The organism is Leptotrichia sp. oral taxon 223 (assembly GCF_013394795.1).
Lineage (GTDB): Bacteria > Fusobacteriota > Fusobacteriia > Fusobacteriales > Leptotrichiaceae > Leptotrichia.
The window spans coordinates 2,078,949-2,102,670 of record NZ_JABXYU010000001.1 but is presented as its reverse complement, the minus strand read 5'-3'; the positions used below and the strand labels follow the sequence as shown (position 1 = coordinate 2,102,670).

The 23,722-nt window shown below is 31.1% G+C and carries 25 protein-coding genes; all 25 read right to left on the bottom strand.

The features are described 5' to 3' along the window. Positions 1-138 precede the first annotated feature (138 nt). The 25 genes from HW275_RS09900 to HW275_RS09785 all read right to left on the bottom strand — a co-directional run bounded on the left by HW275_RS09900 (position 139) and on the right by HW275_RS09785 (position 23,704). A complete protein-coding gene (locus HW275_RS09900; RefSeq protein ID WP_178936358.1) occupies positions 139-879 on the bottom strand; it encodes an amino acid ABC transporter ATP-binding protein in 741 nt (246 codons plus the stop codon). Next, the gene (locus HW275_RS09895; protein ID WP_178936357.1) at positions 879-2,444 is read right to left on the bottom strand and encodes an ABC transporter permease subunit; all 1,566 of its coding nucleotides are present in this window, start codon (positions 2,442-2,444) and stop codon (positions 879-881) included. Before HW275_RS09895 ends, HW275_RS09900 begins: the two co-directional genes overlap by 1 nt. Before the next feature lie 6 nt (positions 2,445-2,450). Then, on the bottom strand, positions 2,451-3,449 hold the full coding sequence (locus tag HW275_RS09890; RefSeq protein WP_178936356.1) for an aspartate-semialdehyde dehydrogenase: 999 nt from the start codon (positions 3,447-3,449) through the stop codon (positions 2,451-2,453). Positions 3,450-3,630: 181 nt separating this feature from the next. Then, on the bottom strand, positions 3,631-4,461 hold the full coding sequence (locus tag HW275_RS09885; protein WP_178936355.1) for an NlpC/P60 family protein: 831 nt from the start codon (positions 4,459-4,461) through the stop codon (positions 3,631-3,633). 26 nt (positions 4,462-4,487) lie between these two features. Next, on the bottom strand, positions 4,488-4,928 hold the full coding sequence (gene dtd / locus HW275_RS09880) for a D-aminoacyl-tRNA deacylase (protein WP_178936354.1): 441 nt from the start codon (positions 4,926-4,928) through the stop codon (positions 4,488-4,490). A gap of 28 nt (positions 4,929-4,956) precedes the next feature. Further along, entirely contained in the window at positions 4,957-5,604 is a 648-nt protein-coding gene (locus tag HW275_RS09875; RefSeq protein ID WP_178936353.1) for an MBL fold metallo-hydrolase, read from the bottom strand. Positions 5,605-5,653: 49 nt separating this feature from the next. Next, complete coding sequence (locus tag HW275_RS09870; RefSeq protein ID WP_178936352.1) at positions 5,654-6,730, bottom strand: mechanosensitive ion channel family protein; 1,077 nt, start codon at positions 6,728-6,730, stop codon at positions 5,654-5,656. A 306-nt stretch (positions 6,731-7,036) separates the two neighbouring features. Next, entirely contained in the window at positions 7,037-8,590 is a 1,554-nt protein-coding gene (locus tag HW275_RS09865; protein ID WP_178936351.1) for a methyltransferase regulatory domain-containing protein, read from the bottom strand. A gap of 86 nt (positions 8,591-8,676) precedes the next feature. After that, positions 8,677-9,501 (bottom strand): tRNA (guanosine(46)-N7)-methyltransferase TrmB, encoded by an 825-nt coding sequence (trmB, locus tag HW275_RS09860; protein ID WP_178936350.1) that lies wholly within the window; start codon positions 9,499-9,501, stop codon positions 8,677-8,679. Positions 9,502-9,541: 40 nt separating this feature from the next. Continuing rightward, positions 9,542-10,816 carry a 3-deoxy-D-manno-octulosonic acid transferase gene (locus tag HW275_RS09855; protein ID WP_178936349.1) on the bottom strand — a complete coding sequence of 425 codons (1,275 nt, stop codon included), beginning with the start codon at positions 10,814-10,816 and terminating at the stop codon, positions 9,542-9,544. A 199-nt stretch (positions 10,817-11,015) separates the two neighbouring features. Beyond that, complete coding sequence (locus tag HW275_RS09850; protein ID WP_026749552.1) at positions 11,016-11,297, bottom strand: HU family DNA-binding protein; 282 nt, start codon at positions 11,295-11,297, stop codon at positions 11,016-11,018. Positions 11,298-11,527: 230 nt separating this feature from the next. Beyond that, positions 11,528-12,172: a (d)CMP kinase gene (gene cmk / locus HW275_RS09845; RefSeq protein WP_178936348.1), complete on the bottom strand. Its 645-nt coding sequence runs from the start codon at positions 12,170-12,172 to the stop codon at positions 11,528-11,530. Positions 12,173-12,358: 186 nt separating this feature from the next. Beyond that, the gene (prmA, locus tag HW275_RS09840; RefSeq protein ID WP_178936347.1) at positions 12,359-13,282 is read right to left on the bottom strand and encodes a 50S ribosomal protein L11 methyltransferase; all 924 of its coding nucleotides are present in this window, start codon (positions 13,280-13,282) and stop codon (positions 12,359-12,361) included. A gap of 22 nt (positions 13,283-13,304) precedes the next feature. Continuing rightward, positions 13,305-14,084 (bottom strand): TIGR00282 family metallophosphoesterase, encoded by a 780-nt coding sequence (locus HW275_RS09835; protein WP_178936346.1) that lies wholly within the window; start codon positions 14,082-14,084, stop codon positions 13,305-13,307. Between the two features lie 219 nt (positions 14,085-14,303). Continuing rightward, a complete protein-coding gene (gene rny / locus HW275_RS09830) occupies positions 14,304-15,878 on the bottom strand; it encodes a ribonuclease Y (protein WP_178936345.1) in 1,575 nt (524 codons plus the stop codon). 12 nt (positions 15,879-15,890) lie between these two features. Continuing rightward, entirely contained in the window at positions 15,891-16,292 is a 402-nt protein-coding gene (locus HW275_RS09825) for a hypothetical protein (protein WP_026749547.1), read from the bottom strand. 89 nt (positions 16,293-16,381) lie between these two features. Next, a complete protein-coding gene (locus HW275_RS09820; RefSeq protein ID WP_178936344.1) occupies positions 16,382-17,245 on the bottom strand; it encodes a lysophospholipid acyltransferase family protein in 864 nt (287 codons plus the stop codon). Between the two features lie 73 nt (positions 17,246-17,318). Then, entirely contained in the window at positions 17,319-17,582 is a 264-nt protein-coding gene (gene rpsO, locus HW275_RS09815; protein ID WP_178936343.1) for a 30S ribosomal protein S15, read from the bottom strand. Positions 17,583-17,694: 112 nt separating this feature from the next. Continuing rightward, the gene (locus tag HW275_RS09810; RefSeq protein WP_178936342.1) at positions 17,695-18,192 is read right to left on the bottom strand and encodes a TlpA disulfide reductase family protein; all 498 of its coding nucleotides are present in this window, start codon (positions 18,190-18,192) and stop codon (positions 17,695-17,697) included. A 150-nt stretch (positions 18,193-18,342) separates the two neighbouring features. Further along, a complete protein-coding gene (locus tag HW275_RS12460) occupies positions 18,343-19,158 on the bottom strand; it encodes a tetratricopeptide repeat protein (protein ID WP_255460063.1) in 816 nt (271 codons plus the stop codon). Positions 19,159-19,160: 2 nt separating this feature from the next. Beyond that, positions 19,161-19,730: a hypothetical protein gene (locus HW275_RS12455; protein WP_255460062.1), complete on the bottom strand. Its 570-nt coding sequence runs from the start codon at positions 19,728-19,730 to the stop codon at positions 19,161-19,163. Positions 19,731-19,873: 143 nt separating this feature from the next. Further along, on the bottom strand, positions 19,874-21,775 hold the full coding sequence (gene metG, locus HW275_RS09800; protein ID WP_178936341.1) for a methionine--tRNA ligase: 1,902 nt from the start codon (positions 21,773-21,775) through the stop codon (positions 19,874-19,876). Between the two features lie 65 nt (positions 21,776-21,840). After that, the gene (locus HW275_RS09795; protein WP_178936340.1) at positions 21,841-22,515 is read right to left on the bottom strand and encodes a lysophospholipid acyltransferase family protein; all 675 of its coding nucleotides are present in this window, start codon (positions 22,513-22,515) and stop codon (positions 21,841-21,843) included. Between the two features lie 76 nt (positions 22,516-22,591). Further along, on the bottom strand, positions 22,592-23,152 hold the full coding sequence (locus HW275_RS09790) for a TetR/AcrR family transcriptional regulator (RefSeq protein ID WP_178936339.1): 561 nt from the start codon (positions 23,150-23,152) through the stop codon (positions 22,592-22,594). 30 nt (positions 23,153-23,182) lie between these two features. Beyond that, the gene (locus HW275_RS09785) at positions 23,183-23,704 is read right to left on the bottom strand and encodes a dihydrofolate reductase (protein WP_178936338.1); all 522 of its coding nucleotides are present in this window, start codon (positions 23,702-23,704) and stop codon (positions 23,183-23,185) included. Positions 23,705-23,722: the final 18 nt, after the last annotated feature.

The window sequence follows — 23,722 nt, the reverse complement described above, 5'->3', positions numbered from 1 at the left end:
TTTTAAATATAATTTATAAAATGACAATAATTTTCATATCATCCAATCTCCGTAATTTACCTGCTCTCTAGAGATTTTTTAAATAATTTTAAATTATATTTTTTCGTAAAATTTTAATTTCTATAATTTATTTATAATCTATTTTTTTAACATTCTGCTCAAAAATTCCTTAGTTCTCTCATGTTTCGGATTTTCAAAAATATTTTCAGGCTTTTCATCTTCCACGATTACACCCTGATCCATAAACACAACTCTACTTGAAACATCGTGTGCAAAATCCATTTCATGCGTTACAACAATCATTGTAAGTCCACTTTTTGCCAAGTCCTTCATTACTTTCAGAACTTCTCCAACCATTTCAGGATCTAATGCTGATGTTGGCTCATCAAACAGCAAAACTTCCGGCTGCATTGCCAATGCCCTTGCTATTGCCACACGTTGCTTCTGCCCACCCGAAATTTGATTTGGCTTTGCGTGAATAAAACGCTCCATTCCTACTTTTGCCAAAAATTCCTTTGCTATTTTTTCAGCTTCTTTCCGTGATTTTCTTAGAACTTTCATTTGTCCTATTACGCAGTTTTCCAGAACGCTCAAGTTATTAAACAAATTAAACTGCTGAAATACCATTCCTACTTTTTCACGCAAATGTACAAGTGATACATCTCCTGCCATTGCATCTTTCCCATGAATTAGAACTTGTCCACTCGTAGGCTTTTCAAGCAGGTTTATACATCTTAAAAGTGTTGATTTTCCACTTCCAGACGAACCAATTATACTTACAACTTCCTTTTCATGAACATCAAAGTTTACATCCTTTAAAACAGTTCTTTTTCCAAAATCTTTTCTAATATTTTTTATTTCAATAACTTTTTTCCCCATTATTTTTCCTCCCCATTAGCGTCATCCAGAATTTCAAAATTTTGAGGCCCGTCAATTCTTTTTTCAATTTGTTTTAATATTAATGACAATGTAAACGTTAAGAAGAAATAAATCACGCTTGTTATAATAAACACTTCATAATAACGTGAATAAGTTCCCGCAACCGAATTTGAAATAAAGAACAGCTCAGTAACACTTATTACATTTAATACAGATGTATCTTTAATATTTACAATAAGCTCATTTCCAATCATTGGTAAAATATTTCTAAACATCTGCGGAAAAATAATACTTTGCATCAGCTGAAAATTCGTCATTCCAATAGCTTTTGCCGCTTCAAACTGTCCACTATCAATCGAATCAATCCCTCCACGGATAATTTCACTCATATATGCACCCGTATTTATTGATACAATAAACAATGCTGCTACCAGTGGAGACAAGTTCAAATGAAATACTTGAGAAAGTCCATAATAGATTACCATTGATTGTACAATCATCGGAGTTCCTCTAAATACTGCAATATATATTGAAGAAAACCAGTTTAAAACTTTTAATCCATTTTTTTTATATTTATGAACTTGTCCATCGATTTCTGCTTCTGAATATCTCAATAATGCAACCATTAATCCAATGAAAAACCCTACTACTGTACCTGTAATTGAAATATACAGTGTTGAAACTGTACCTTTCACAAATGTCATCCAGTTATTTTGAATAAAAAATGCTACCCATCCAAAAAACGAACGTGAAGCTTCATTTGGCTGATTTTGTATAGCCTTTTCCATAATACGTTGCCGTGCTTTAGAAGTTAAATCTTCATCTAATATTTTATTAATTTGCTCCTCCAGCTCTGTATTTCCCAATTTCATTCCAACAGCCACATTCACTTCTTCTGTATCATATTTAAATCCTGTATTCTTATCAAATGAAATGAACTTTAAATTAGGATTTGAAAACTGAGCTGCCATAGCTCCAGGTCTTTCTGATATATACCCATCTATTTTCCCAGAATTTAATGCAACTATCATAGCTGGGAAACTTTCCATAGCAGTCTGCTTTTGAACACCTTTCATCTGATCAATGACATCATAGTGAAGTGTATTTAACTGCCCTGTAATTTTTGCTCCTGTGAAATCATTAATTGATTTGGCGTTTGCATATTTTCCATTTTTTTTCACGACTACCACTAAATCTGATTCATAATATGGTTTTGAGAATGTTAGGCTTTGTCTTCTTTCAGGTGTTGCAGACATTCCTGCTATAACTAAATCAACTTTTCCAGAATTCAATGCAGGACCAAGTAATGCATCCCATTTCGTTTTTACAATTACCAGATTTTTATTCAGTTTTTTTGCAATAACTTTGGCTATTTCAACGTCATATCCGCCACAATAACCTCCATCCACTTTCACAGCACCATTTTTGGCGTCATTTTGAAACCAGTTGAAAGGAGCATATCCACACTCCATTCCAACCTTTATATCATCACTGTAGCCTGTTATGAAAGTGGCAACAAAAACTAATAATACTAGTATTTTATTTTTTATTTTGCTAAATTTCATATTTTACTATAATGCTCCTTTTTTTATTAAAGTTTCAGCAATTTGAATTGTATTTGTAGCTGCGCCCTTTCTTATGTTGTCTGCTACAACCCATAGATTTAAAGCATTATCAGCCGAAAAGTCTTTTCTGATTCTTCCAACATAGACTTCATCAGTATCCTGAGCATTTATAGGCATAGGATAAATGTTATTCTTGCCATCATTCTGCACTATGATTCCTTCTTTTTCCTCAAATGCGCGAATTACATCTTCCAATTCAAAAGGTTTTTCCAATTCCACATTTACAGACACTGCATGCCCGTATCTAACTGGCACTCTTACACAAGTTGCTGTTACCTTTAAGTCTGGCAAGTTTAATATTTTTCTAGTTTCATTAATCATTTTTTCTTCTTCTTTTGTATAGCCGTTATCCAAGAAAACATCAATGTGCGGCAATGCGTTAAATGCTATTTGATGTGGATACCCTTTTGATGGCTCCCCTTTCAAATTAGCTTCCAAATCATCAATTCCTCTCTGTCCAGAACCTGCCACAGCCTGATAAGTCGAGTAAATTACTCTTTTTAATCCATATTTATCCTGCAGTACCTTTAGCACAGGCATCACCTGAATTGTAGAACAGTTTGGATTTGCAATGATTCCTGGATGATTTTCCAGTGCCTCAGGATTCGCTTCAGGAACTATTAACGGAATATTTTTATCCATTCTCCAAGCACTGCTGTTATCTATTACAACTGCACCTTTTGCCTTGAATTTCGGTGCATATTCCAATGATACTCCTCCACCGGCTGAAAATAAAGCCACATCAATATCATCTGCTATTGTTTCATCTTTTAATTCCATAACAGTGTATTCTGTCCCATTAAACTCAATTTTTTTCCCTGCCGAATTTGGCGAAGCATAAAGATATAGTTTTTCTACTGGAAAATTTCTTTCTTTTAACACTTTTAAAAATGTTCTTCCAACAAGTCCAGTTGCTCCAATAATTGCCACTTTGTAATTTTTCATTATTTTTTCCTCCTAAAAAACTTTTTTGATTAAGGTTTATCTACCTAAGAATTAATTATTTCATTACTAATTACCCTAAATCTAATGTATATATAATACACTATTCTTATCTCTTTTTCAATATAAAAATGCAATAAATAAAAAATATGTATCAAGATTAATACATATTCTTTACATTTTATTAAACTGATCTGACTCTTACTCCATATCTAAAATATTTATTCCAATATGTATTTTCCAAAGTAGAAATTACAACTCCTTTAGATGACGAGGCATTTATGAAAAGCGTATCCCCTAAGTAAACTGCCGTATGATTATTTCCTTCAGGCCTAAAAAATACAATATCTCCCGGTTTCAAGTTTTCCTTTGGAATATGGGCTCCTACTTTAATTTGCTGTATAGTCTGTCTTGGCAATTCATATCCATAAACTTCCCGATAAACCCTTCTTGTCAATGCTGAACAGTCCATTCCTCTTTCCGAATCTCCGCCAAGCGAATATTTTGTACCTTTCCAGTTGCTATATGACTTTAAAAGCTGCGTCTGTAAAGCTACTGTTTTTTTCTGGCTAAATGTACCATTTAATAAAATTTCCTGATGTTTTTTCTTTAATTCTGCCAATTTTTGCAATACTATCTGTGAATTTGGCATTGAACGGTCTACCAGCTTATTTTCATCAAATAATTTTGTTACCCTTAAATTATCTATACTTTTATCTATATAGTCATTGCTGTTTTTATTTGAACGATCTGATTTTTCCACTTTAACAATTTCTTGCCCTGAATGTTTTTTTTCATTTTTAATATTATTTTTCCTGTCTTTATTTTGAACTATCTCAACAGTGATAGTTTCATTATCTCCATTATTTTCTACCGAGAAATCATTGTTATGGCTTCTCTTTCCCGTCTTTGTTTCACTTCCTCCAACTCCTTCTCCTACTCCTTTTGTCTGTAATCCTGTACACCCTACTGTTAATAGCATGCACGCCATTGTAAATGTTGATTTTCTTACCATTTTTACTTTTCTCTCCCTTCCTTATTTTAATGTGAATCGATTATCAAATTTACAGGCCCATCATTTTCAGAAATAATTTTCATATGCTGCCTAAACTCCCCAGTTTCAAATTTAACATCTGTCCGTCTTAATTTTTCAACAAGCAGATTATAAATTTTCTCTGCTGTTTCAGCTGGTGCCGAATCAGTATAGCTTGGCCTTCTTCCTTTTTTTGTGTTTCCATAAATCGTAAAATTACTTACAACCAATAATTCTCCATTTATATCCTTCACTGATAAATTCATTTTATCATTATCATCATTAAAAATTCTTAAATTAACTAATTTATCAATACAAAAATCAATATCCTTTTCAGAATCTTTGCTAGAAATTCCCACATATGCGACTATTCCCTTACCAATTTCTCCTTTAAACTTGTCATTCACAAATATTTTTGCATAATTTATTCTTTGAATTATTATTTTCATTTTTTTCCTTAATTTATAAGCTGTAATTTTAGTAATACTTTTTTTCCTTACCAATTGTAGTATCGAAAAAATGTCCAGGATACACCCTCACATCTTCATCTAATGCCAACAATTTTTTCAATGATTTTCCCATCTGAATCGGATCGCTTGTGGGAAGATCCACTCTTCCATAAGTTCCAGCAAACATTGTATCTCCAGAAATTAACATCTTGTTAGCCCTGTCATAATAGCAAATATCTCCTCTGCTATGCCCCGGCGTTTCGATTATCTCAAAATTAAAACTCCCATCACCAGTGCCTTCGGATATTTTCCCATTTTTGCCCAATTTGTCATTTTCCTTCAGGGTTATAATCTGAGCTTCATCACTTAACTCAAATTTTCCTTCACTCCATGCAAAAAGCGATAATTCAGGATTAAATAAAAACTCATAGCCGCCTTCGCTCACATAAATCGGAACTTTCTTATATTCCAATATGGACGGAATTCCTAAAATGTGATCCCAATGCCCATGAGTCAAAAGAACTGCCAGCAAGTTCAAATTATTTTCCCTAATATAGTTAATAACTTCTGTCATTTTCTCCTCTCCAGGATCCACGACATAACAATCATTTTCATAAGAAATCACATAGCAGTTGCTTTGCGCTAAATTGTCATTCAAAAATCTCCTTATTTCCATTTTCTCTCCTTATTGTCTATTAATTTTATATATATAATTTAAAATTTTCCTAATACATGACTGTTTTATCTACCATATGTACATCCATTTGTGGAAACGGTATTTCAATACCTTCCTTATCAAACTCTGTTTTTATTCTTTCATTTAATTTAAATTTAAGAGTTAAATAATTTTCTGAACGTGTATAAACAAAAATATAAAATATTATTGCAGAATCAGCTAGTTCTCCTACTCCAATAATAGGATCCTTTGAAGCTAAAATTAATTTTTTATTATCATTATCAGCTTTTTTCATATTATTAATTTTATTATCTTCTTGATCTTCTTGATCTTCGTTATTGGCATTATGCCCATCTTTATTAGCTTCTTCTTCCATTTCCTTCATTTTTTTGCTTGAAAAAACTATCGAAAAAATATTAATTTTACTTTTATTTTTCTTTTCAAGAATACTATTTTGAAGTTTAGTCAGTAAGTTATTTTTAATTTCTGTTTCATCAACTTCATTCATTGTTTCTTCCTGAACAATTTTATTTAAAATATTTTTTACTTTCTGGATATCGCTTTTATACGAAATTCCTATTGTTAAATCCAGCCTACGTTCACCATTTTGCTTAATATTCCGTATCTCAGTATTTGTAATTATTCCGTTAGGTATAATTACAAGTTCATTTTGCGGATTTAATATTTTTGTATAAAACAGTTCAATTCTCTTTACTGTTCCAATATAGTTATTGTACTCAATAGTATCTCCAACTCTAAATGGCTTAAATGTCAAAATTATAAGCCCACCGCAGAAATTCCCCAAAGTTTCTTTAAATGCAATCCCTAATACAATTCCAGCCGCTCCTAAAAACGTTGTAATAGAAGTTGTATTTATACCGAGAATTCCAATTGAAATATAAACTAGAATAAAATAATATAAAATGGAATAAATTGAAATTAGAAAAGAGGCAAGGCTTTTGTCTGTATTTGACTTTTCCAATATAATTTTTAATATTTTTTCAACTCTAGTTTTAAATATTTTTCCTATTTTTATAATTAGATAAATTATAAATAACTTAAAAAGATTTGTTTTTAAAAATTTAATTATGTTCTCCAATTCTAAAAACTTTTGTAATTCTCTCATAATTTCTCCTTTTTAATTCTATATTAAATCCGCTTTAAAACTAAACTCAAAAGCTTCAAAAGCTATTACTGTTCTATTTATTATTTACTTTGCCAGTTTGGTTTTGAAAAGATTTAAATACAGTATAAGTTAAAGAATTTTGTACATAATTTGAATATTCAATGAAATTGCTTAACTATCCCTCAGTTTTTTTATTATATCATATTTTTTTTATTCTGTCTATTAAAAATATAATAATTTTGAAAATAGAACAAATTTATTACAAATAAAAAATGTGACAAGCAGCGCCCATCACATTCCAACATTTTATTTTTTCGCAACAAAATATCCTAAAAATTCAAATTTCTTTAGACTTTCAGGCAAATATTCCGAAGCCTGAACTTCTGTTCTTTCGCCATCCGGCATTGTTCTATAAATAGTTGTTTTTGATAACTCTTCCAAAATTTCTGATTCGGGTTTTGGCTCTGATAAAATATCTGCAACTATTACATCTACATCATTCAAATCGCTTATAATTTCATTTCTGGAATTTGCTATCCCAATTATGTTGGCTCCTTCTCCTACAATAAGAGTTCTCAGATAATTTCTAAATGTTTCTGGTATATACACATTATTTTCTTCATAAGGCACAGTTTCATTTTCAGAACAGTAAAATTTTATTTTACCGTTAATCATGCTGTTCAAAATAAATTTTCTCAAGTTTGCAATAATTTCATCGTCTTTTTCTTCATTTTTAGCATTTTCATCTTGTGTCTTTAGATTTTCCCATACTTTCATTGCATCTGGAACTGTAAAACTGTTATTTGGAGTTTTAATTAATTCCAGCATAATGGACTTTGTATTCTCTTCATTTAATGTCTGTAATTCTTCTTCTGTATATTTCAATGTCAAGAGGAATGAATCTAATATTTCATTTGGAAAACTCTCAGTAAAGTTAAGCTTTTCAGCCTGACTTTTTTTACAAATTAATGCCCTTCTAAATTTAGTATCAAGTATGTAGTCAAGACATTGTTCCTTTATAACGTGATCCCCTTGAGAAAGTTGCTGTAATTTTTCTACTGTACTTTGATTATAAATACTTGCAATTGACAGTCTTAATGCAACATCAGATACGTATTCCAGGTTTTCCTTTCTCATCAAATCCACAAATTCATGCAAGTACATTGGATTATTAAAAACTTCAAGATATTCATGTCCTACATAATAGTCCTGCATTTTCAGAATTTCTTCTATTTGTTTAATAAAATCCCCTTTTTTCTCAGCAATATCTGTATAACTTTTCATTTGATCTGCTACAATTGATATAAATGCTTTTCCACGCTGAGTTTTATCTCCTAATGAAAAGTCAGGGAAGTATTTATTGGCATATATCATCATTTCACGTACTTTATCTGGTTCTTTCCATCCTGGGTATGTATTATATGAAATATATGCAATTCCTTCTTCTGTCAAATTTTCATTACAAATTTTAACAATTTTTTCCTTTACAATATCAGGTACCCAAGAAAATACACCGTGGACAATAATGTAGTCAAATTTTCCAAAATCCTCATTTATTTCCAAAATATTCTTTTCAAGCAGTTTTATATTTTTTAAACCAATTTTTTCAATTACTTCATTTCCTTCCTTTACCTGCTCTGCCGTCAAATCAACACCAATAAATTCAGATTCAGGATTATAAAGCGCCTGCGTTATAATATTTCCTCCAAATGAAGAGCCCAATTCCAAGACTCTCGCTTTTCTTGAATCTTTTGGCGTCAATCCATACAAACGTCCATATGCTTCCAGTAACGCTGGAATCGTATAATTAAATGGATTAGATTTATAAAGCAGTTCATTGTACGTATTTTTATTTTCCATAATTATTTATAAGAATTTTTGATATGCAGTTTTTTTATTCCTGCTTTTCAAAATATATTCTTAATTTTCTCTCCTTTCAACATCTATTATTTAATTTTTTTTATTTCAATATATTTAATATTCATATTATGTTTACTTAAAAACATTTGTTCAAATTCAGTTTTAATATTCTCATTTGCCTTTTCTGAATTGTGCAAATCTCTTGTATGGTAGACAATTTCATAGTTTTCAAGTGTTTTTACCAATTCCAGAACATCTTCGTAATATTGTTCGTGATCTGTTTTAAAAAATAGTTTTCCATCTGTTTTTAAAATAACATCTAATTTGGAAAACAGGTTCTCATTTATAACTCTTTTCTTCTCTTCACCTTCCCAGGGATCTGGAAAATTAATATATACACCTGAAATTTCGTTTTTACCAATAAAATCTAAAATGGTTTCCCCTCTTTTTCTCACAAAAAGGATATTGTCCAAGTTTCTTTTCTTAGATTTTTTTGCTCCAAGAACAAGCCGCTTAAATCGTAATTCCAGTGCAATATAATTTCTGTCCTTAAATTTTTCTGCATTCTGCACAGTAAAATTACCGCTTCCACAGCCAATTTCAAGATAAATGTCATTGTTATTTCCAAAAAACTCATTCCATTTTCCGCAATACTTATCTACATCTTTATTATTGTACATCAAATACTCAGGAAATTCAAGCATTTCATACATGTATTTATTATAATTCTTTTTTGGTTTTTCAAAAAAATATTTCCAAAGCTCCTGCTCATTTATAATTTTGCTTTTTTCTGCATTTATTTTCTTAAATTCATCATTTACTTTTTTTATATTTGCTCTTTTTTCTTTTTCAGCCTCTGTAATTTCCATCCTTTGTCCGTTTTTCCCTGTAATTTCAATTTTATTTTCCATTTTTTAATTACTTTCCTTAAATTTTTATTTTTATAATTTTTTATTTTCCAAAATTTAGCTGATGTATTTCTTCCAGTATTTTATCAATTTCATTATTTTTTTCAAAAAAACTTCTTGTATCGACATTTTCAGACTTTTTCAAATACTCAACAATTTCATCTTTATCTTTTACAATCTCAACAAATCCCAGTTCTTTAGCATCTTTTACAATTTCCTCTATATTCTGAAAATATTTTCCAATAATCGGCTTTTTCCCATAATACAGCGGTTCCAAAATCGAATGCCCTCCAATATCAGCAAGTGTCCCGCCAACAAAGACAAAATCAGCCAGCTGATAAAAATCAGTCAGAACTCCTATTTTATCAACTACTATTATTTTTTTCAAGTTGTCAGTTTTAGCTTTTGCTGTATTTTTTTCAAGTTGTGTCATTAATGAATAATCAGCCTTTGAGAACTTTTTCAAAATTATATTTTCAATTTCATTGACTCGCTCCAGATGTCTTGGCACAAGCACTAACTGGTATTCATTATTAATATTTATTTTTTCAAATACTTCAAGCCATATTTTTTCCTCATCAGGACGTGTGCTACCACATACAATTACTTTTTTATTTCTATTTACAACCGTATCATAATAATGCTTTTTCTGCTCATCAGAAATTTTATTATATTTAATCGAGTATTTTAAATTTTTATAAACTTTAATTTTAGTTTTATCAAGCCCCAGTTTCTCATATCTTTCCTTATCAGGAATACTTTGTACCATTATTTCCGTTGCACGGTTTAATGTTTTTCTTATAAGCCATCCAAATTTTAAATATGACTTCAGTTTTTTTTCAGTTAACCTTCCGTTTACAATGAATAATTTACCACTTTTTGCAGCAAAATAATACAAATTTGGCCAAATTTCCGTTTCCACAACAATCGTCTTTTCTATTTCATATTTTTTATAAAGTTTTTTTATTGCAAAAAAATCATCAAGCGGAAAATAAAATATTTTTACATTCTGATTTTCTGAATATTTTTTGCTAACTGCTTCAAAACCAGTATCAGTCATAACAGAAAGTATTACCTTCTGATTTTCCCCAGCCTTGCCGCCTTGCAATATTTTTTCAATTAATTCTTTTGATAAATTGAATTCCCCAACTGACGAGAAATGGATAAGTGCTGCTTTTTCATCATTATTTAGGAAATTATCATTCCCCATTTTTTGGAACAGACGTGAATTAAAGAATTTTATCAGCTTATTATTAAATATTGATAAGATTATTATTATAAGATACAATAAAAATCTCAATAAATTATATAAAATCATTTTTTTCCTATCTAATCTATAAATTTTTATATTTTATATTCCAGCTTTTTCAAAATTGAACTAATAATCTAAAGTTTGAGACGTATAACCATAACTTTTAAGTTCAGTTTCAAAGCGTTGCTGTTTTTTATGTAAAAAGACTATCTCTTAATGATTTTTCATTTAGAAATAGCCTTCCTGTTAATTTGTGAAGTAAAAATTATTTTCCTTCTGCTACGCTGTCAGCTAATTTTTTACCTACTTTGAATTTAACAACATTTTTTGCAGGTATTTTAATTTCTTTTTTAGTTTGTGGGTTAATTCCAGTTCTTGCTGCTCTTTCTTTTACTTCAAATGTTCCCCATCCAACGAATTGAACTGAATCTCCATTTAATAAAGTGTCTTCAACTGTATCTAAAAATTGGTTTACCAATTCTTCAGCTCTTTTTTTAGTTTCTCCTGTTGCTTTTGCGTAAGCATCTACAAATTCTTTTTTTGACATATTAATCAAACCTCCAATTTTTTTCTTTTTGTAAATTACTAAACTATTATACACTATTTTCAATATTTGTCCAGTGTTTTTTTTAAAATTTCTCATTTTTTTTCATTTTTTTACATTTCTATGAATTTTCTAATTTTAAAAAAATATAAATTATAACAATTTTTAGACTAAAAAAAATTATATATATGATTAAAATAAGATTTCTATTTCAAATAAAAAATGACACTGCTTTAGACTTTCTTCTTAATTATTTTCAAAATTTCATTTTTTACTTCTTCAATATTTTTAGAAGTTGTATCCACTTCAATTGCATCCTCAGCTTTTTTTAGCGGACTTTCCTTCCTTGTAGAATCAATTTCATCCCTTTTTAAAATATTTTCATAAATTTCCTCAATTCTAACATTTTCCCTTTTTTCAATAAGCTCTTTATAACGTCTATTTGCCCTTTCCTTTGCATCCGCAACTAAAAATATTTTTACATCTGCATTTGGAAAAACAACAGTTCCAATATCACGTCCATCCAGAATAATACTTTTTGATTTTGAAAGTTTTCGCTGCAAATCCACCATTTTTTCACGCACTTCACGTATTGCCGCAATATCAGACACATTTTCTGAAACAACAGGCTTTCTAATTCCCTCACTCACATCAATATCATCCAGATAAAATCTATTTCCCCTAATATCAATATTCAAATTATTCAGCATTTCCTCAATTTTTTCTAAATTACCTAAAATCCCGTCATTTAAAGCCTTTAACGTAACGAGCCTATACATTGCCCCCGTATCAAGATAAACGAGCCCCAAATCGTCTGCAATCAATTTTGCAATGGTGCTTTTCCCGCTTCCAGCAGGCCCATCAATAGCAATTATCATATTTCCCTACTTTCTATTTTATTTAGTTAATTTCAAGAGTCTACAAAATCCCATTAATACTGTTTTTTTATTTTGATTTTTCATAATTTTCTCCATTTTTCAATAAACAGTCATGATTTGCTGCTATAAAATACTATTGTCATTCAATTTTTATAATCTTTACTTTTACAATTATCTAGCTTTTTATTAATTTTCATATTTAAAAACAAGCGATACCCAATTATTTTTTTCTTTTCTGTCAATTTGCCTCAAATTATAATTTCCAGCCTTTTTCACAAATGCCTCTTCCTTTTCATTCAAAATTCCAGAAAAAATAACCGTTGCACCTTTTTCCAAAATCTTTTCTATATCCTCAAGCAATTTTTCCAGAACATCCACCAAAATATTTGACACAACCAAATCATATTTTTCATTCACATCATCTACCAGATTTCCAATTATAACTTCAAAATTATCATCTATATCATTTTTAGAAAAATTTTCCAGAACTACATCCCGAACTTTTACGTCAATGTCAATTCCACCGACTTTTTTCACACCCAGCTTTTTTCCAATTAACATCAAAATTCCTGAGCCGCATCCTATATCCAACAGCTTCTCCCTGCCTTGTGCATATTTTTCCAAAAACTCCACACATAACGAAGTCGTTTCATGCGTCCCTGTCCCGAAAGCAAGCCCTGGATCAATTTCAATCACGATTTCATTGTTAGATGGCTCATACTTATCCCAGCTAGGCTTTATAACAATATTGTCAGTTATATTTACAGTATGGAAATATTTTTTCCATTCATCCTGCCAGTCTGTATCATTGCATTTGGCTGTATAAATTTCATACATAAATTCTGTGTCTGCATTTTGAAGTTCCTTTAAATTATTAATAATAATATTTAATTTTGTATTTGCAAATCTATTGTCAACAACATAGCCAATAATGCTCCAAACGTCATTTTTACTAGAAAAATTGGCATTATAGTCAAGCTCATTTTCAGAAAAATAATCTATAACTTCAATTTGCTTAATCCCAATTTCGTCAAACATATTTACCAATTTTATTTTAGTTTCTTCCAAATTATCTGAAAAATAATCTATTTTTACTTTTATCCATTTCATTTTAAAAATTTTCCTCTATTTTTTATATTTCGTCATATCCCATGTTTATACGTTTTATATAGACAGCTTTTCCAGTATTCTCATCTACTTCCAGCTCAATCCCGTTAATTCTCAAATTTTCTTCACATACAGAATATCTTGTCGGCATTCCATCTTTAAACCTTTGAATGCTCTCACGTCTGTTCATTCCTAAAATACCGTCATGCCCGCCAGTCATTCCTATATCTGAAATATATGCAGTGCCTCCTGGCAAAATTCTCTCATCTGCTGTCTGTGTATGAGTATGCGTCCCATAAACAGCCGACACTCTTCCGGTCAAATTCCATCCCATGGCCTGCTTTTCAGAAGTTGCTTCTCCGTGAAAATCAAGAATAATAATATCAGTTTCTTCCTTTATTTTAGGCAGAGCTTCCTCTACCGCCAGAAATGGACAAGCAATCGGCGGCATGAACACTTTGCATTGCGCATTTATAACTGCCACTTTCACTCCATTTTTTGCAACAATTGTATAACCGTTTCCCGGCGCTTCCTTCGTATAATTTATTGGTCTAATCAAATTTTTTTGCTCATTGATATAAGCGTAAATTTCCCTTTTATCCCAGCTATGATTTCCAAGAGTAATAACGTCCACTCCTCTCTCAAACATTTCCTTCGCAATTTTCACATTTATCCCAAATCCGCCAGCGGAATTTTCACCGTTTACAATAATAAAATCATAATCCTGTTTTCGTTTTTCCAAATATTTAAACAGCGTATTTCTACCTGGTCTACCAACAATATCGCCAATTATCAAAAATTTCATTTAAGATCATTCCTTTTCATTCCAAATTTATTCAACATTTCTATTTATAATATGTATTATACTACATATTACCATTTTTTTATAGTTTTTCTTAATTTATTTTTTCTATATTTTAATTTTTCAATTTTAAGCTTGTTTTATTATAAAAAGAGCCCCCCGAATAAAAATTATCTCAAAGATATTTTTAACGGATAAGCTCTCTTTTTAACTCATTTTTATTTATTTTGCATATTCCACAGCTCTAGTTTCCCTGATAACAGTAACTTTTATCTGTCCTGGATACTGCATTTTCTCTTCGATTTCTTTTGCTACTTCTCTAGCCAATATTGTAGCCTTGTCATCATCAATATTATCTGGATGGACAATTAATCTTAATTCCCTACCAGCCTGAATTGCATATGAAGTTTCAATTCCTTCGTGGCTATTGGCTATTTCTTCCAGTTGTTCCAGACGTTTTAAGTAATTTGATAATGTTTCACGTCTTGCTCCCGGCCTTGAGGCTGAAATTGAATCTGCAGCCTGTACTAGAACCGCTTCTATACTTAACAGCTCGACTTCATTATGGTGTGCTTCCACGGCATTTATCACGATTTCACTTTCCTTCGAGAATTTTCTTAAAAATTCTCCGCCGTTTAAGGCATGTGAACCTTCCTGTTCATGTGAAAAGGCTTTCCCTATATCGTGTAGCAATGCCGCTCTTTTGGCTATATCCACATTTGCCCCGATTTCTGCCGCAAGAGCCGCTGCTATATGTGCAACTTCTATTGAATGCTGCAAAATATTTTGTCCGAAAGAGGTTCTGAATTTTAAACGTCCAAATACCTTTAAGACTTCACGTGGCAATGTCGGAATTCCAACTTCAAGGATTGCCTGTTCTGCCGCATCCATTATACTTTCGTCCACTTCATGCTGTGCCTTTGCAACAACTTCTTCAATTTTTGTTGGATGAATACGCCCATCTGAAATCAGTTTTTCAAGCGCAATTCTTGCAATTTCCCTTCTTACACCGTCAAATGAAGATAAAACAACTGCTTCAGGCGTATCATCAATTATCAAATCAACTCCTGTTGCCGCTTCTATGGCTCTGATATTTCTTCCTTCACGTCCAATAATTCTACCTTTCATCTCTTCACTTGGAAGCTGAATAACAGAAATTGTCGAATCGACTACATAATCTGATGCCGCTTTTCCAATCGCAGTGGAAATAATTCTTTTTGAAATTCTATCCTTTTCCCTGTCCAAATTATACTCATAATCTCTTATTAATACAGCCTTATCGTGATCCAACTCATTTTCAAGTTTAGTCAAAATGATTTTTCTCGCATCCTCCTGTGTAAGTTCCGAAATTCTTTCCAGCTCCTTTTCCTCATTTGCAATCATTTCATCCAGCTCTTTTTCCTTACGGGACAGCTTTTCACGATATCTGTCATTCTTAAGTTCTCTTTCTTCCAGGCGTTCCATCTTTGTTTCTAATGTTTCTTCTTTTTTTGCAATTCTGTCTTCTTTTGTAGCAAGTTCTGATTTCATTTTTTTTATCTCGTCATCTGCTATTTTTTTCTCATTTAATAATTCTTCTTTTACTTTTAATGTTTCTTCTTTCCTAAATGATTCTATTTCTCTTTCAACTTCTTTTTTTGATGTTTCCAGTCTTCTTTTAGCATCAACGATTTTTAATTCCAGTTCGCTTAGCTCTCCATATTTTTTCTTAAATATCGAACTCCCAAAAAAATAAGCTATAAAAAAAGTCAAAAAAGAAAAAACAACAATCAACAGAACAGTTATTGATATGTTCATTTTTCTCCCTTCTTATTTTTTTTCAGCTACATTTGAAATCTTCCATGTATTGCCATCTGTCTTTTTCCATGTTAGTTTATAATAATTGCTCGCTGTGGCAAAATTAATTACCATTACGTTATTTGCCTTGTTTTTTGATACGACATTTACATCAGAAAAAACAAATGTCAATCCCGAAAGATCGTATTCTTGCATTTTTTTTACAATAATATTATTTTTAAATGTAGGTAAAAAAATTTCTTTTAATTTATCATATTCATTTAAGCTGGCAGCCTCCTTCAGATCTTCCGTAACTTTCATTATCTCTGTACTGATCGCATTCGTTTCAGTACGTGATATTTTGTTAGTGGAAGCCGTTAAACTGGTACAGCTCATTAGAATTAACAAAATAAATAGACATAAATACTTTTTCATATTTTCCTCCAAAAACTTCGTCATTTAATTTTATCATAATTTTTTCACATATTCAAGTTAGAAAAAATAAATTTTTACTTTTTTCTGCACTATTTCTTCTTATTTCTCCATCTGTTATGCTGCCACATGTACTGCTCCGGATATTCTCTAATAATTTCTTCAAATTCATGATAAATTTTTTGCATATTGTACTGCATTGTTTCCTTTAATTTTGACTGCTTTTCAATTTCAATAATTTTCTTATTCTTAACACGGATTATATCGCCGTCAAACACTGCGTAAGCCAGAACTATCGGAATTTTATGTTTCATCGAAAGCAGTACAGGCCCTGCCACTCCAGTCGTTTCCCTTCCGAAAAAAGTTACATTCACATCTTTCCCGTAATGATCTGAAGCCAGCGCAATAATTGATTTTTCATTTATTGCTCCGCTTAACGCCTTGCTGTCGTGCAATGGCAACGAATTAAGTCCACCCTTTTCACGCCATTTTGTCATTAAATCATTAATTTTTTTATTTTTCTGATTTCTAAAAACCGCATAAAACTTCCTAATATCCCTCATTTTGCTCCCAGCTTCAAATCCGCCAAGATGGAGTGACACAATTAAAACAGCCTTTTCATTGTTTTCACAAGCCTTCCTCATAAGCTTATCGTTTTCCACAACTGTATTCCCATTTTGTGTAATTTCCTCCAAAAAAATCGAAGTCATAATCATTTTTCCCATCGTTTTATACGATTCTTTTGCAATCTTCTGGACTTCTTTCCCATCTTTTTCAGGAAAAGCATTTTTTATATTATTTATCGCAAGCAACCGCCTTTTCTTTATGGCATAATAGGCAATTACTCCAAAACTCTCAAAAATTTTATACCTCATTTTAAGAGAAAAAATTGACAAAGCTTTTTTTAATAAAATAACAAAAAGTCCTGTTATTTCCTCACTTATTTTATATTTCATCCTATTTTTAAACTCCTTGAAATTTATTTTTAAAAAAAGAGCATACATAAAATACGCTCTTTTATATTAATCACTATTTTCTGATTCCTAATTTACCAATTAATGTTCTATAATCATCTACATTTCTATTTTTGATATAATTTAATAATCTTCTTCTTTTACCAACCATTTTTAATAATCCTACTCTTGAATGAACATCTTTAGGATGTGTTTTCAAGTGAGCTGTCAGATGGCTGATTCTGTCTGTAAGTAATGCAACCTGTACTTCAGCAGATCCTGTATCCTGTGCATTCTTTCCGAATTCTTCAATAATTTCTTTTTTTGGTTTTAATGCCATTGTATTTCCTCCTAATATTTATTATTTAAACCAAGAATATAGCGGCAAACTTATATTCATAGTATAAATTCAAGTGTTATTCTATCACATATTTCCTTATTTGTAAAGACTTTTATTTTGCAAATTCAGCTGTCAATGAATCAAAATCTACAGGCAGTTCAAGAGTTTCCTCAACTTTTCCATTATTTATCTTAACATTGAATGGGAATCCTGTAACATTAAATCCTCTTGCAATTGCACCACTCTCATCGTAATATATCGGGAATGTATATTGGTTATTTTTTACATAAGTTTGTACTTTTCCAAGACTTGATTGAGAATTAGAAAACACAACTACGATATTTACTTTATCTTTATTTGCATCATAGAACTTTTGCACTTCTGGCATTTCCTCCTTGCAATGAGGGCACCATTCAGCCGCTACAATAAACAATGTTTTTTTACCATTCTTCATTATTTTCGCACTTTCAGCCGTTTTGCCATTTAAATCCTTTAATTCAAAATTAGGCACCTTACCTTTTCCCTCCACATCAACACTAAATTCATTTGAAGTCCCACAAGACGCTATGAATAGCAGAAGTAAAGACATCATTAAAATTATTTTTTTCATTTTATCTCCCTTAATTTATTTTTTTGTTCAAAATTATTTTACTATACAAGTATATACTACTATTATTAGAATTTCCTATAAAAATATTTATTTTTACATCTATTTTTTCAATATAAGTCAACTTGATCTTTTTAATAACAAAGTTTTATTTTAATTGGCTATATACGCATCAAAAATTTCTCCAATATCATATCCATTTTCCTTAGCAACTCTAAAATAAAATTTTGCCTTATCCTTATTTTTTTTATTATAATAATAAACTCCCAAATTATAAAAAGCTGTTGTATTCAGTTTTGCGGCTGCTTTTAAATTTAGTAATCTTACCATTTTATCTGTTTCAGGATAATAAAGGCTCAAATCGACCATTGAGTAATCATCTCCGCTGCTTGCCAGGTTTTCCAGTATTTTCTTGGCTTCCTTGTTTTGCTTTACTTCTGTTTCATCAGCCTTTGCAGGATTTTTTTCTTTTTCCATGTCTTCAAGGATATAAGCAAGTTTGTAGCCAGCAGAAATTGAGCCTAATAAGTATGCCTTGTTATAAATATTTCTAGCTTTCTTTATTTCCTTTTGCGTTTCATATAAACGCCCTAAATAGTTCATTGCGTCAATGTCATCCTTATTTGCCGCCTTCTGGTAAAATTCTTCAGCTTTTGTAAAATCCTTTAAATTTTCATAAATAAACCCTTTGTAACCTAAAATAAGAACTTCATCCGAATTTGTATCATCCAGTATTTTTAATGCCAGATCATAGTTCTTTTCACCTTTTACAAGCCGTGAAGCCAGTTCAAAGGCTGCAAGATAGTATTTATTCTGTGAAAATATCTGATTATAAATTTGCACCGCTTCTTCTTCCTTATCATCTTTTTCCAATAATTTTGCTTTTGCATAAAGTGCAGGCGAGTAATTTTCAGACAGGAAATCTTTTAAAATTTCATATGCTTTTTCGATATTAGAAACTTTTTCCAAAACTAAAGTTCCAAGTTCCTTTTTTCTTCCATTGAAATTGTTCCATCATTTAACTTTTTATTTAATTCTTCTATCCGTTTATAAAAATTCATTAGCTTTTTATTGTATTCATAGGAATAAAGGGCATAAATTTCTCCAGCATCCTTACCTTTCTTTAAGTATTCCTGCGCCTTTGTAAATTCCAGCTTATCTTCATAAATACTTCCAATTAAGTAATATGCTTTTATATTCCCCTGCTTTATCGCACTTTCAAGCAAATCTAGAATTTGACTTTCATCGCCATTTGTCTGTTGCAGTAAAAGTGCCTGATAGTATTCGGCAATCCCCTTACTTTTCTTCATATATCTATTAAAGAACATTGTCCCATTTTCAGCCAGGTAAGTGTAGGCAAGTCCATAAACGTCCTCATTTCCTGCCTTCGCTGATTCGTTCATATTTTTCATTATATATTCATAGTCTTTTTTTTCTAAAATTCCAATAAGACTTTTTTCAAGCGCATCATAACCGGTATCAGTTTTTGAGCAAGATACTGAAAGTAATAACACAAATAATATATTTATCCATTTTTTCATATTCTTATCACATTTCCTATTCGTTTAAAAATTGTCCCCCCACTTTTTTATTCTTTACATTCTTTGTATTCCTTTAATCTTTAATTCTTTGCTTTGCTTTTTTATTTTTTTAGTTTACAAATTCAGATTCACACTCAAACTGCTTATTTTACAGCTGTCCCAACTTTTACTTCATCATTTACAATTACCAATTTCGTTTTTTTCTTTTCTGTCGTTGTCAGAAGCATTCCCTGCGACAGTTCACCTTTTAATTCAACTGGTTTCAAATTTAATACAGCCTGCACTTTTTTCCCGGCTAATTCCTGCTCATTTGGATACCATTTCGCAATCCCTGAAATAATCTGCCTTTTCTCTTTTCCTGTATTTACAATGAATTTTAGTAATTTATCTGCATTTTCAATTTTTTGTACTTTTTCAATTTGAACGACTTTAATTTCAACTCTGTTAAAATCATCTATTGTAATCGGATTTTCAATTTTCAAGTTCTCATTGTACTCTTTTTTAGGCTCTTCTTCCAGCTCGATTCTCGGGAACAGCGGAACTGCCTCATTTAATCTATTTCCAACAGGATAGCTTTTCCATTCTTTTATATCGTCCAGATGCAGTTTTGTAACATCCTTGTCAAGTCCTAACTGATTTATCATTTTTTGTGCAGTTTCAGGCATAAATGGCGAAATCAGCACCGCAATTTTGTAAAGCGAGTCAACTAAATTGTACATAACAGTTGATAATCTGTCCCTTTGGCTTTCATCTTTTGAAAGTTTCCAAGGCTCACATTCATCAATATATTTATTCATTCTTGAAATAAATTTCCAAATGTCCTTTAATGCCTCAGAAAATTGATAATTATTTATATGTCTATCCAAATCAGTCAACGTATTTTTCCACAATTCCTTAACTTCAATATCAAAACTTTCTTCTACTTCATTTAACACAACTTCCGAATTAAAATATTTCTTCTGCATTCCAATCGTTCTATTAAGCAAATTACCCAGATCGTTTGCCAAGTCAGCGTTTATTCTCTGAATCATCGCCTTTTTAGAATAATCGGCATCCTGTCCAAAAGTCGCCTCTCTCATCAGATAGTATCTGAAAGCATCAAGTCCGTATTTTTCCACTTCTTCCTCCGGATTTACCACATTTCCAAGTGATTTTGACATTTTTTCACCTTCCACAGTCCACCAGCCATGCGCTGCAATCGTATCAGGAAGCTTTATTCCAGCCGACATTAACAACGCAGGCCAAATGATAGCATGGAATCTTAGAATATCCTTTCCAACAACGTGATTTACAATGCCATTTGTCCAGAATTTGTCAAATTTCCCTGTATCAGTTGAAAATCCTGCTCCAGTCAGGTAAATATTCAATGCATCAAACCAGACGTAAATTATATGCCCTTCTTCCAGTTCCAATGGTATTCCCCAGTCAAATGTTGTTCTTGAAATTGATAAGTCTTGAAGCCCCTGCTTTATAAAGGCGATTACTTCATTTTTTTTTCCTTCCGGTTTTATAAAATCAGGATTTTTTTCAATATGTTCCAGCAGCGCATTTTCATATTTGGATAATTTAAAAAAGTATGAAGTTTCTTTTACGTCAATAACTTCTTTTCCCATGTATTTTCCATCAACAAGCTGATTTTCAGGAACAAAAGTTTCTTCCGAAACGCTGTATTTGCCAACATATTCTCCTCTGTAAATATCTCCTTTATCATGCACCCTTTTAATTATTTCCCTTACGGTTTTCAAATGTCTTTCCTGCGTCGTTCTCAAAAAATCTGTATTTGAAATATTTAATTTTTTCCATAAAGTTGTGAAATTAAGCGACATTTTATCAACCCATTGCTGTGGCGTGAATCCATTCTTTTCAGCGGCTTCCTGAATTTTCTGCCCATGCTCATCCACTCCGGTCATAAAACCGACTTCTTTCCCAGTTAATCTTTTGTATCTGGCTACAACATCACAAATTATCGTTGTGTACGCTGTTCCCACGTGCGGTGATGCATTAGGATAATAAATTGGCGTTGTTATGTAAAATGGTTTCGACATATTTTATTCCTCCCTCTGATTTCATAAGTTATTTATGTCTGTTTTTATATCTTTAAAATTGTTATTTATTCAAAACTTTCTTCTTTGAATTCTATGTTTTTACCTTTATTGTATTTTTTATTATAAATTTCAAATGCCTTGTTTCCAGCTTCGTGTATTTTTTCCTTTACTAATTTTATTGAATCTTCCAAGGAGGTTTCCCTTGTTAAGTAAAACGGCTCCGCAACGTAATGCACGCACTTTGCAAAAGGTGCCGGTATTTCTAGCCTATCCCACATATTCTTAAAAATCCATTTTTTACTGCAATAGGAGCTGACTGGAACGATTGGCATCCCTGTTTTCTGCGCTATAAAAACTGCACCTGCCTTTGGCTCGAAAATAGGTCCTCTTGGCCCATCAATCGCAATTCCAAGCGTATAATCATTTTTTGCATATTTCATAGCTTCCTTTAAACTTTTTATATTATCCCTGTTTGATGAACCTCGAATTAGTTCATTTCCTTCTCTTCTAAGTAATTCTGCCAATATCTCACCATCTTTTGACGCACTTACGATAGAGGCCTTTTTCTTAATAATCCTTGTAGCATTGCATACTGTAAAAATTTTTCTATGCCAAAAAACAATAATATTTGGAGCATTCATTTCTACTCCGTCTGCATAAAAATATTTCTTTCGTGTCATAAAGCTAAGTATTCTGTACACAATGTGAAGAATTGCACCTAAAAGTTTATATTTGTTCATTTTTTCTCCCATTACTTTTTTATTACAAAAATTATATGCTCAAACTTTTTAATAATCAAATAAATCTATAATATTTTTAAATTTGCATTTTAAAATGGTTTACTATTTCTGCTATCTTGTTTTCTATAATTTCATTTGTTTCATTTCTTCTATAATTATCGTCAAGCCTTGTACAAAGTATAGTTGCATAGCCAAATAAGAAATACCATATTTTAGTTACAGCATTTTTTGCCTCATCTTCTTCCAAGGCAGGAAAGCTTTCCAGCAGATTTTCCTTTGTCAAAAGTTCCCTTAGAGTTTCTTCGTAAATTTTTTCAAACCGTTCTGTCGTATCTAGAAAAATTGTCCTAAATAATTCCTTTTCTTCCCTTGCAAATATTACAAAACCAATTGCAACGCTTAATATTTTTCTTTCAGAATAATTTCCAAATAAATATTTTTTTAATTTTTCCTTGCACATATTTATGATTTCTTCCTTCAACTCATCAACTGTACTAAAGTTAAAATAAATCGGTGCCGTCGAACATTTCAGATAATTAGCAATTTTCCTAACACTAACATTTTGAAACCCCTCTTTTTTCATTAATTCATATCCCGCCTCAATTACTACTTCCTTCGTAAATTTAAGCCTAGACATTGTTTTCTCCTTTTTAACTTCTCATTTACTCTATATATTAACTTTTTCATAAATACAAAATTTCCAGCCATCATATTTTCCCTCAGTCAAAGTTATCCATTCATTCAAATTGATTTTTGGAAAATAAGCGTCAGCCTCATTATCAGAAAAATCAACATGGCTCATATAAATCCTCTTTATAATTCCCATTTCAAGAGATTTTTTATAAATCTCCCCTCCTCCGATAATAAAAACTTCTTCTGTCAAATCTTTATACCTTTCAATAACTTTTTGAAAATCGTCATAAAACTCCAGCCTTGTAGTTTCATTTTCATATTTTTTTCTATCTTCCCTAAATTTCTTCTCCGCTTCCAAAAAATTTCTGGACAAGACAATATTTTTTCGGTTTGGTAAGGCTCTGCCTATGCTTTCATAAGTATTCCTCCCCATAATAACTGTTTTCCCTGCTGTTATTTTCTTAAAGTTCTTCAAATCTTCGGGAATATGCCACAAAAGCTGATTATTCTTTCCAATTTCATTATTTTTCCCAACAGCAACTATTAAACTAAACATCAAAGCTCCTCACTTATT

What these genes read in the sequence shown, in the direction of transcription:
- dtd (WP_178936354.1), bottom strand. Translation starts at nt 4,928, where the DNA reads ATGAAAATAATAATTCAAAGAATAAATTATGCAAAAATATTTGTGAAT.
- HW275_RS09835 (WP_178936346.1), bottom strand. Translation starts at nt 14,084, where the DNA reads ATGAAATTTTTGATAATTGGCGATATTGTTGGTAGACCAGGTAGAAAT.
- prmA (WP_178936347.1), bottom strand. Translation starts at nt 13,282, where the DNA reads ATGAAATGGATAAAAGTAAAAATAGATTATTTTTCAGATAATTTGGAA.
- HW275_RS09890 (WP_178936356.1), bottom strand. Translation starts at nt 3,449, where the DNA reads ATGAAAAATTACAAAGTGGCAATTATTGGAGCAACTGGACTTGTTGGA.
- rny (WP_178936345.1), bottom strand. Translation starts at nt 15,878, where the DNA reads ATGAACATATCAATAACTGTTCTGTTGATTGTTGTTTTTTCTTTTTTG.
- HW275_RS09785 (WP_178936338.1), bottom strand. Translation starts at nt 23,704, where the DNA reads ATGTTTAGTTTAATAGTTGCTGTTGGGAAAAATAATGAAATTGGAAAG.
- HW275_RS09895 (WP_178936357.1), bottom strand. Translation starts at nt 2,444, where the DNA reads ATGAAATTTAGCAAAATAAAAAATAAAATACTAGTATTATTAGTTTTT.
- metG (WP_178936341.1), bottom strand. Translation starts at nt 21,775, where the DNA reads ATGTCGAAACCATTTTACATAACAACGCCAATTTATTATCCTAATGCA.
- trmB (WP_178936350.1), bottom strand. Translation starts at nt 9,501, where the DNA reads ATGGAAAATAAAATTGAAATTACAGGGAAAAACGGACAAAGGATGGAA.
- HW275_RS12455 (WP_255460062.1), bottom strand. Translation starts at nt 19,730, where the DNA reads ATGAAAAAATGGATAAATATATTATTTGTGTTATTACTTTCAGTATCT.
- HW275_RS09885 (WP_178936355.1), bottom strand. Translation starts at nt 4,461, where the DNA reads ATGGTAAGAAAATCAACATTTACAATGGCGTGCATGCTATTAACAGTA.
- HW275_RS09875 (WP_178936353.1), bottom strand. Translation starts at nt 5,604, where the DNA reads ATGGAAATAAGGAGATTTTTGAATGACAATTTAGCGCAAAGCAACTGC.
- HW275_RS09820 (WP_178936344.1), bottom strand. Translation starts at nt 17,245, where the DNA reads ATGAAATATAAAATAAGTGAGGAAATAACAGGACTTTTTGTTATTTTA.
- cmk (WP_178936348.1), bottom strand. Translation starts at nt 12,172, where the DNA reads ATGATAATTGCTATTGATGGGCCTGCTGGAAGCGGGAAAAGCACCATT.
- HW275_RS09795 (WP_178936340.1), bottom strand. Translation starts at nt 22,515, where the DNA reads ATGAACAAATATAAACTTTTAGGTGCAATTCTTCACATTGTGTACAGA.
- HW275_RS09790 (WP_178936339.1), bottom strand. Translation starts at nt 23,152, where the DNA reads ATGTCTAGGCTTAAATTTACGAAGGAAGTAGTAATTGAGGCGGGATAT.
- rpsO (WP_178936343.1), bottom strand. Translation starts at nt 17,582, where the DNA reads ATGGCATTAAAACCAAAAAAAGAAATTATTGAAGAATTCGGAAAGAAT.
- HW275_RS09865 (WP_178936351.1), bottom strand. Translation starts at nt 8,590, where the DNA reads ATGGAAAATAAAAATACGTACAATGAACTGCTTTATAAATCTAATCCA.
- HW275_RS09900 (WP_178936358.1), bottom strand. Translation starts at nt 879, where the DNA reads ATGGGGAAAAAAGTTATTGAAATAAAAAATATTAGAAAAGATTTTGGA.
- HW275_RS09850 (WP_026749552.1), bottom strand. Translation starts at nt 11,297, where the DNA reads ATGTCAAAAAAAGAATTTGTAGATGCTTACGCAAAAGCAACAGGAGAA.
- HW275_RS09825 (WP_026749547.1), bottom strand. Translation starts at nt 16,292, where the DNA reads ATGAAAAAGTATTTATGTCTATTTATTTTGTTAATTCTAATGAGCTGT.
- HW275_RS09810 (WP_178936342.1), bottom strand. Translation starts at nt 18,192, where the DNA reads ATGAAAAAAATAATTTTAATGATGTCTTTACTTCTGCTATTCATAGCG.
- HW275_RS09870 (WP_178936352.1), bottom strand. Translation starts at nt 6,730, where the DNA reads ATGAGAGAATTACAAAAGTTTTTAGAATTGGAGAACATAATTAAATTT.
- HW275_RS09855 (WP_178936349.1), bottom strand. Translation starts at nt 10,816, where the DNA reads ATGATTTTATATAATTTATTGAGATTTTTATTGTATCTTATAATAATA.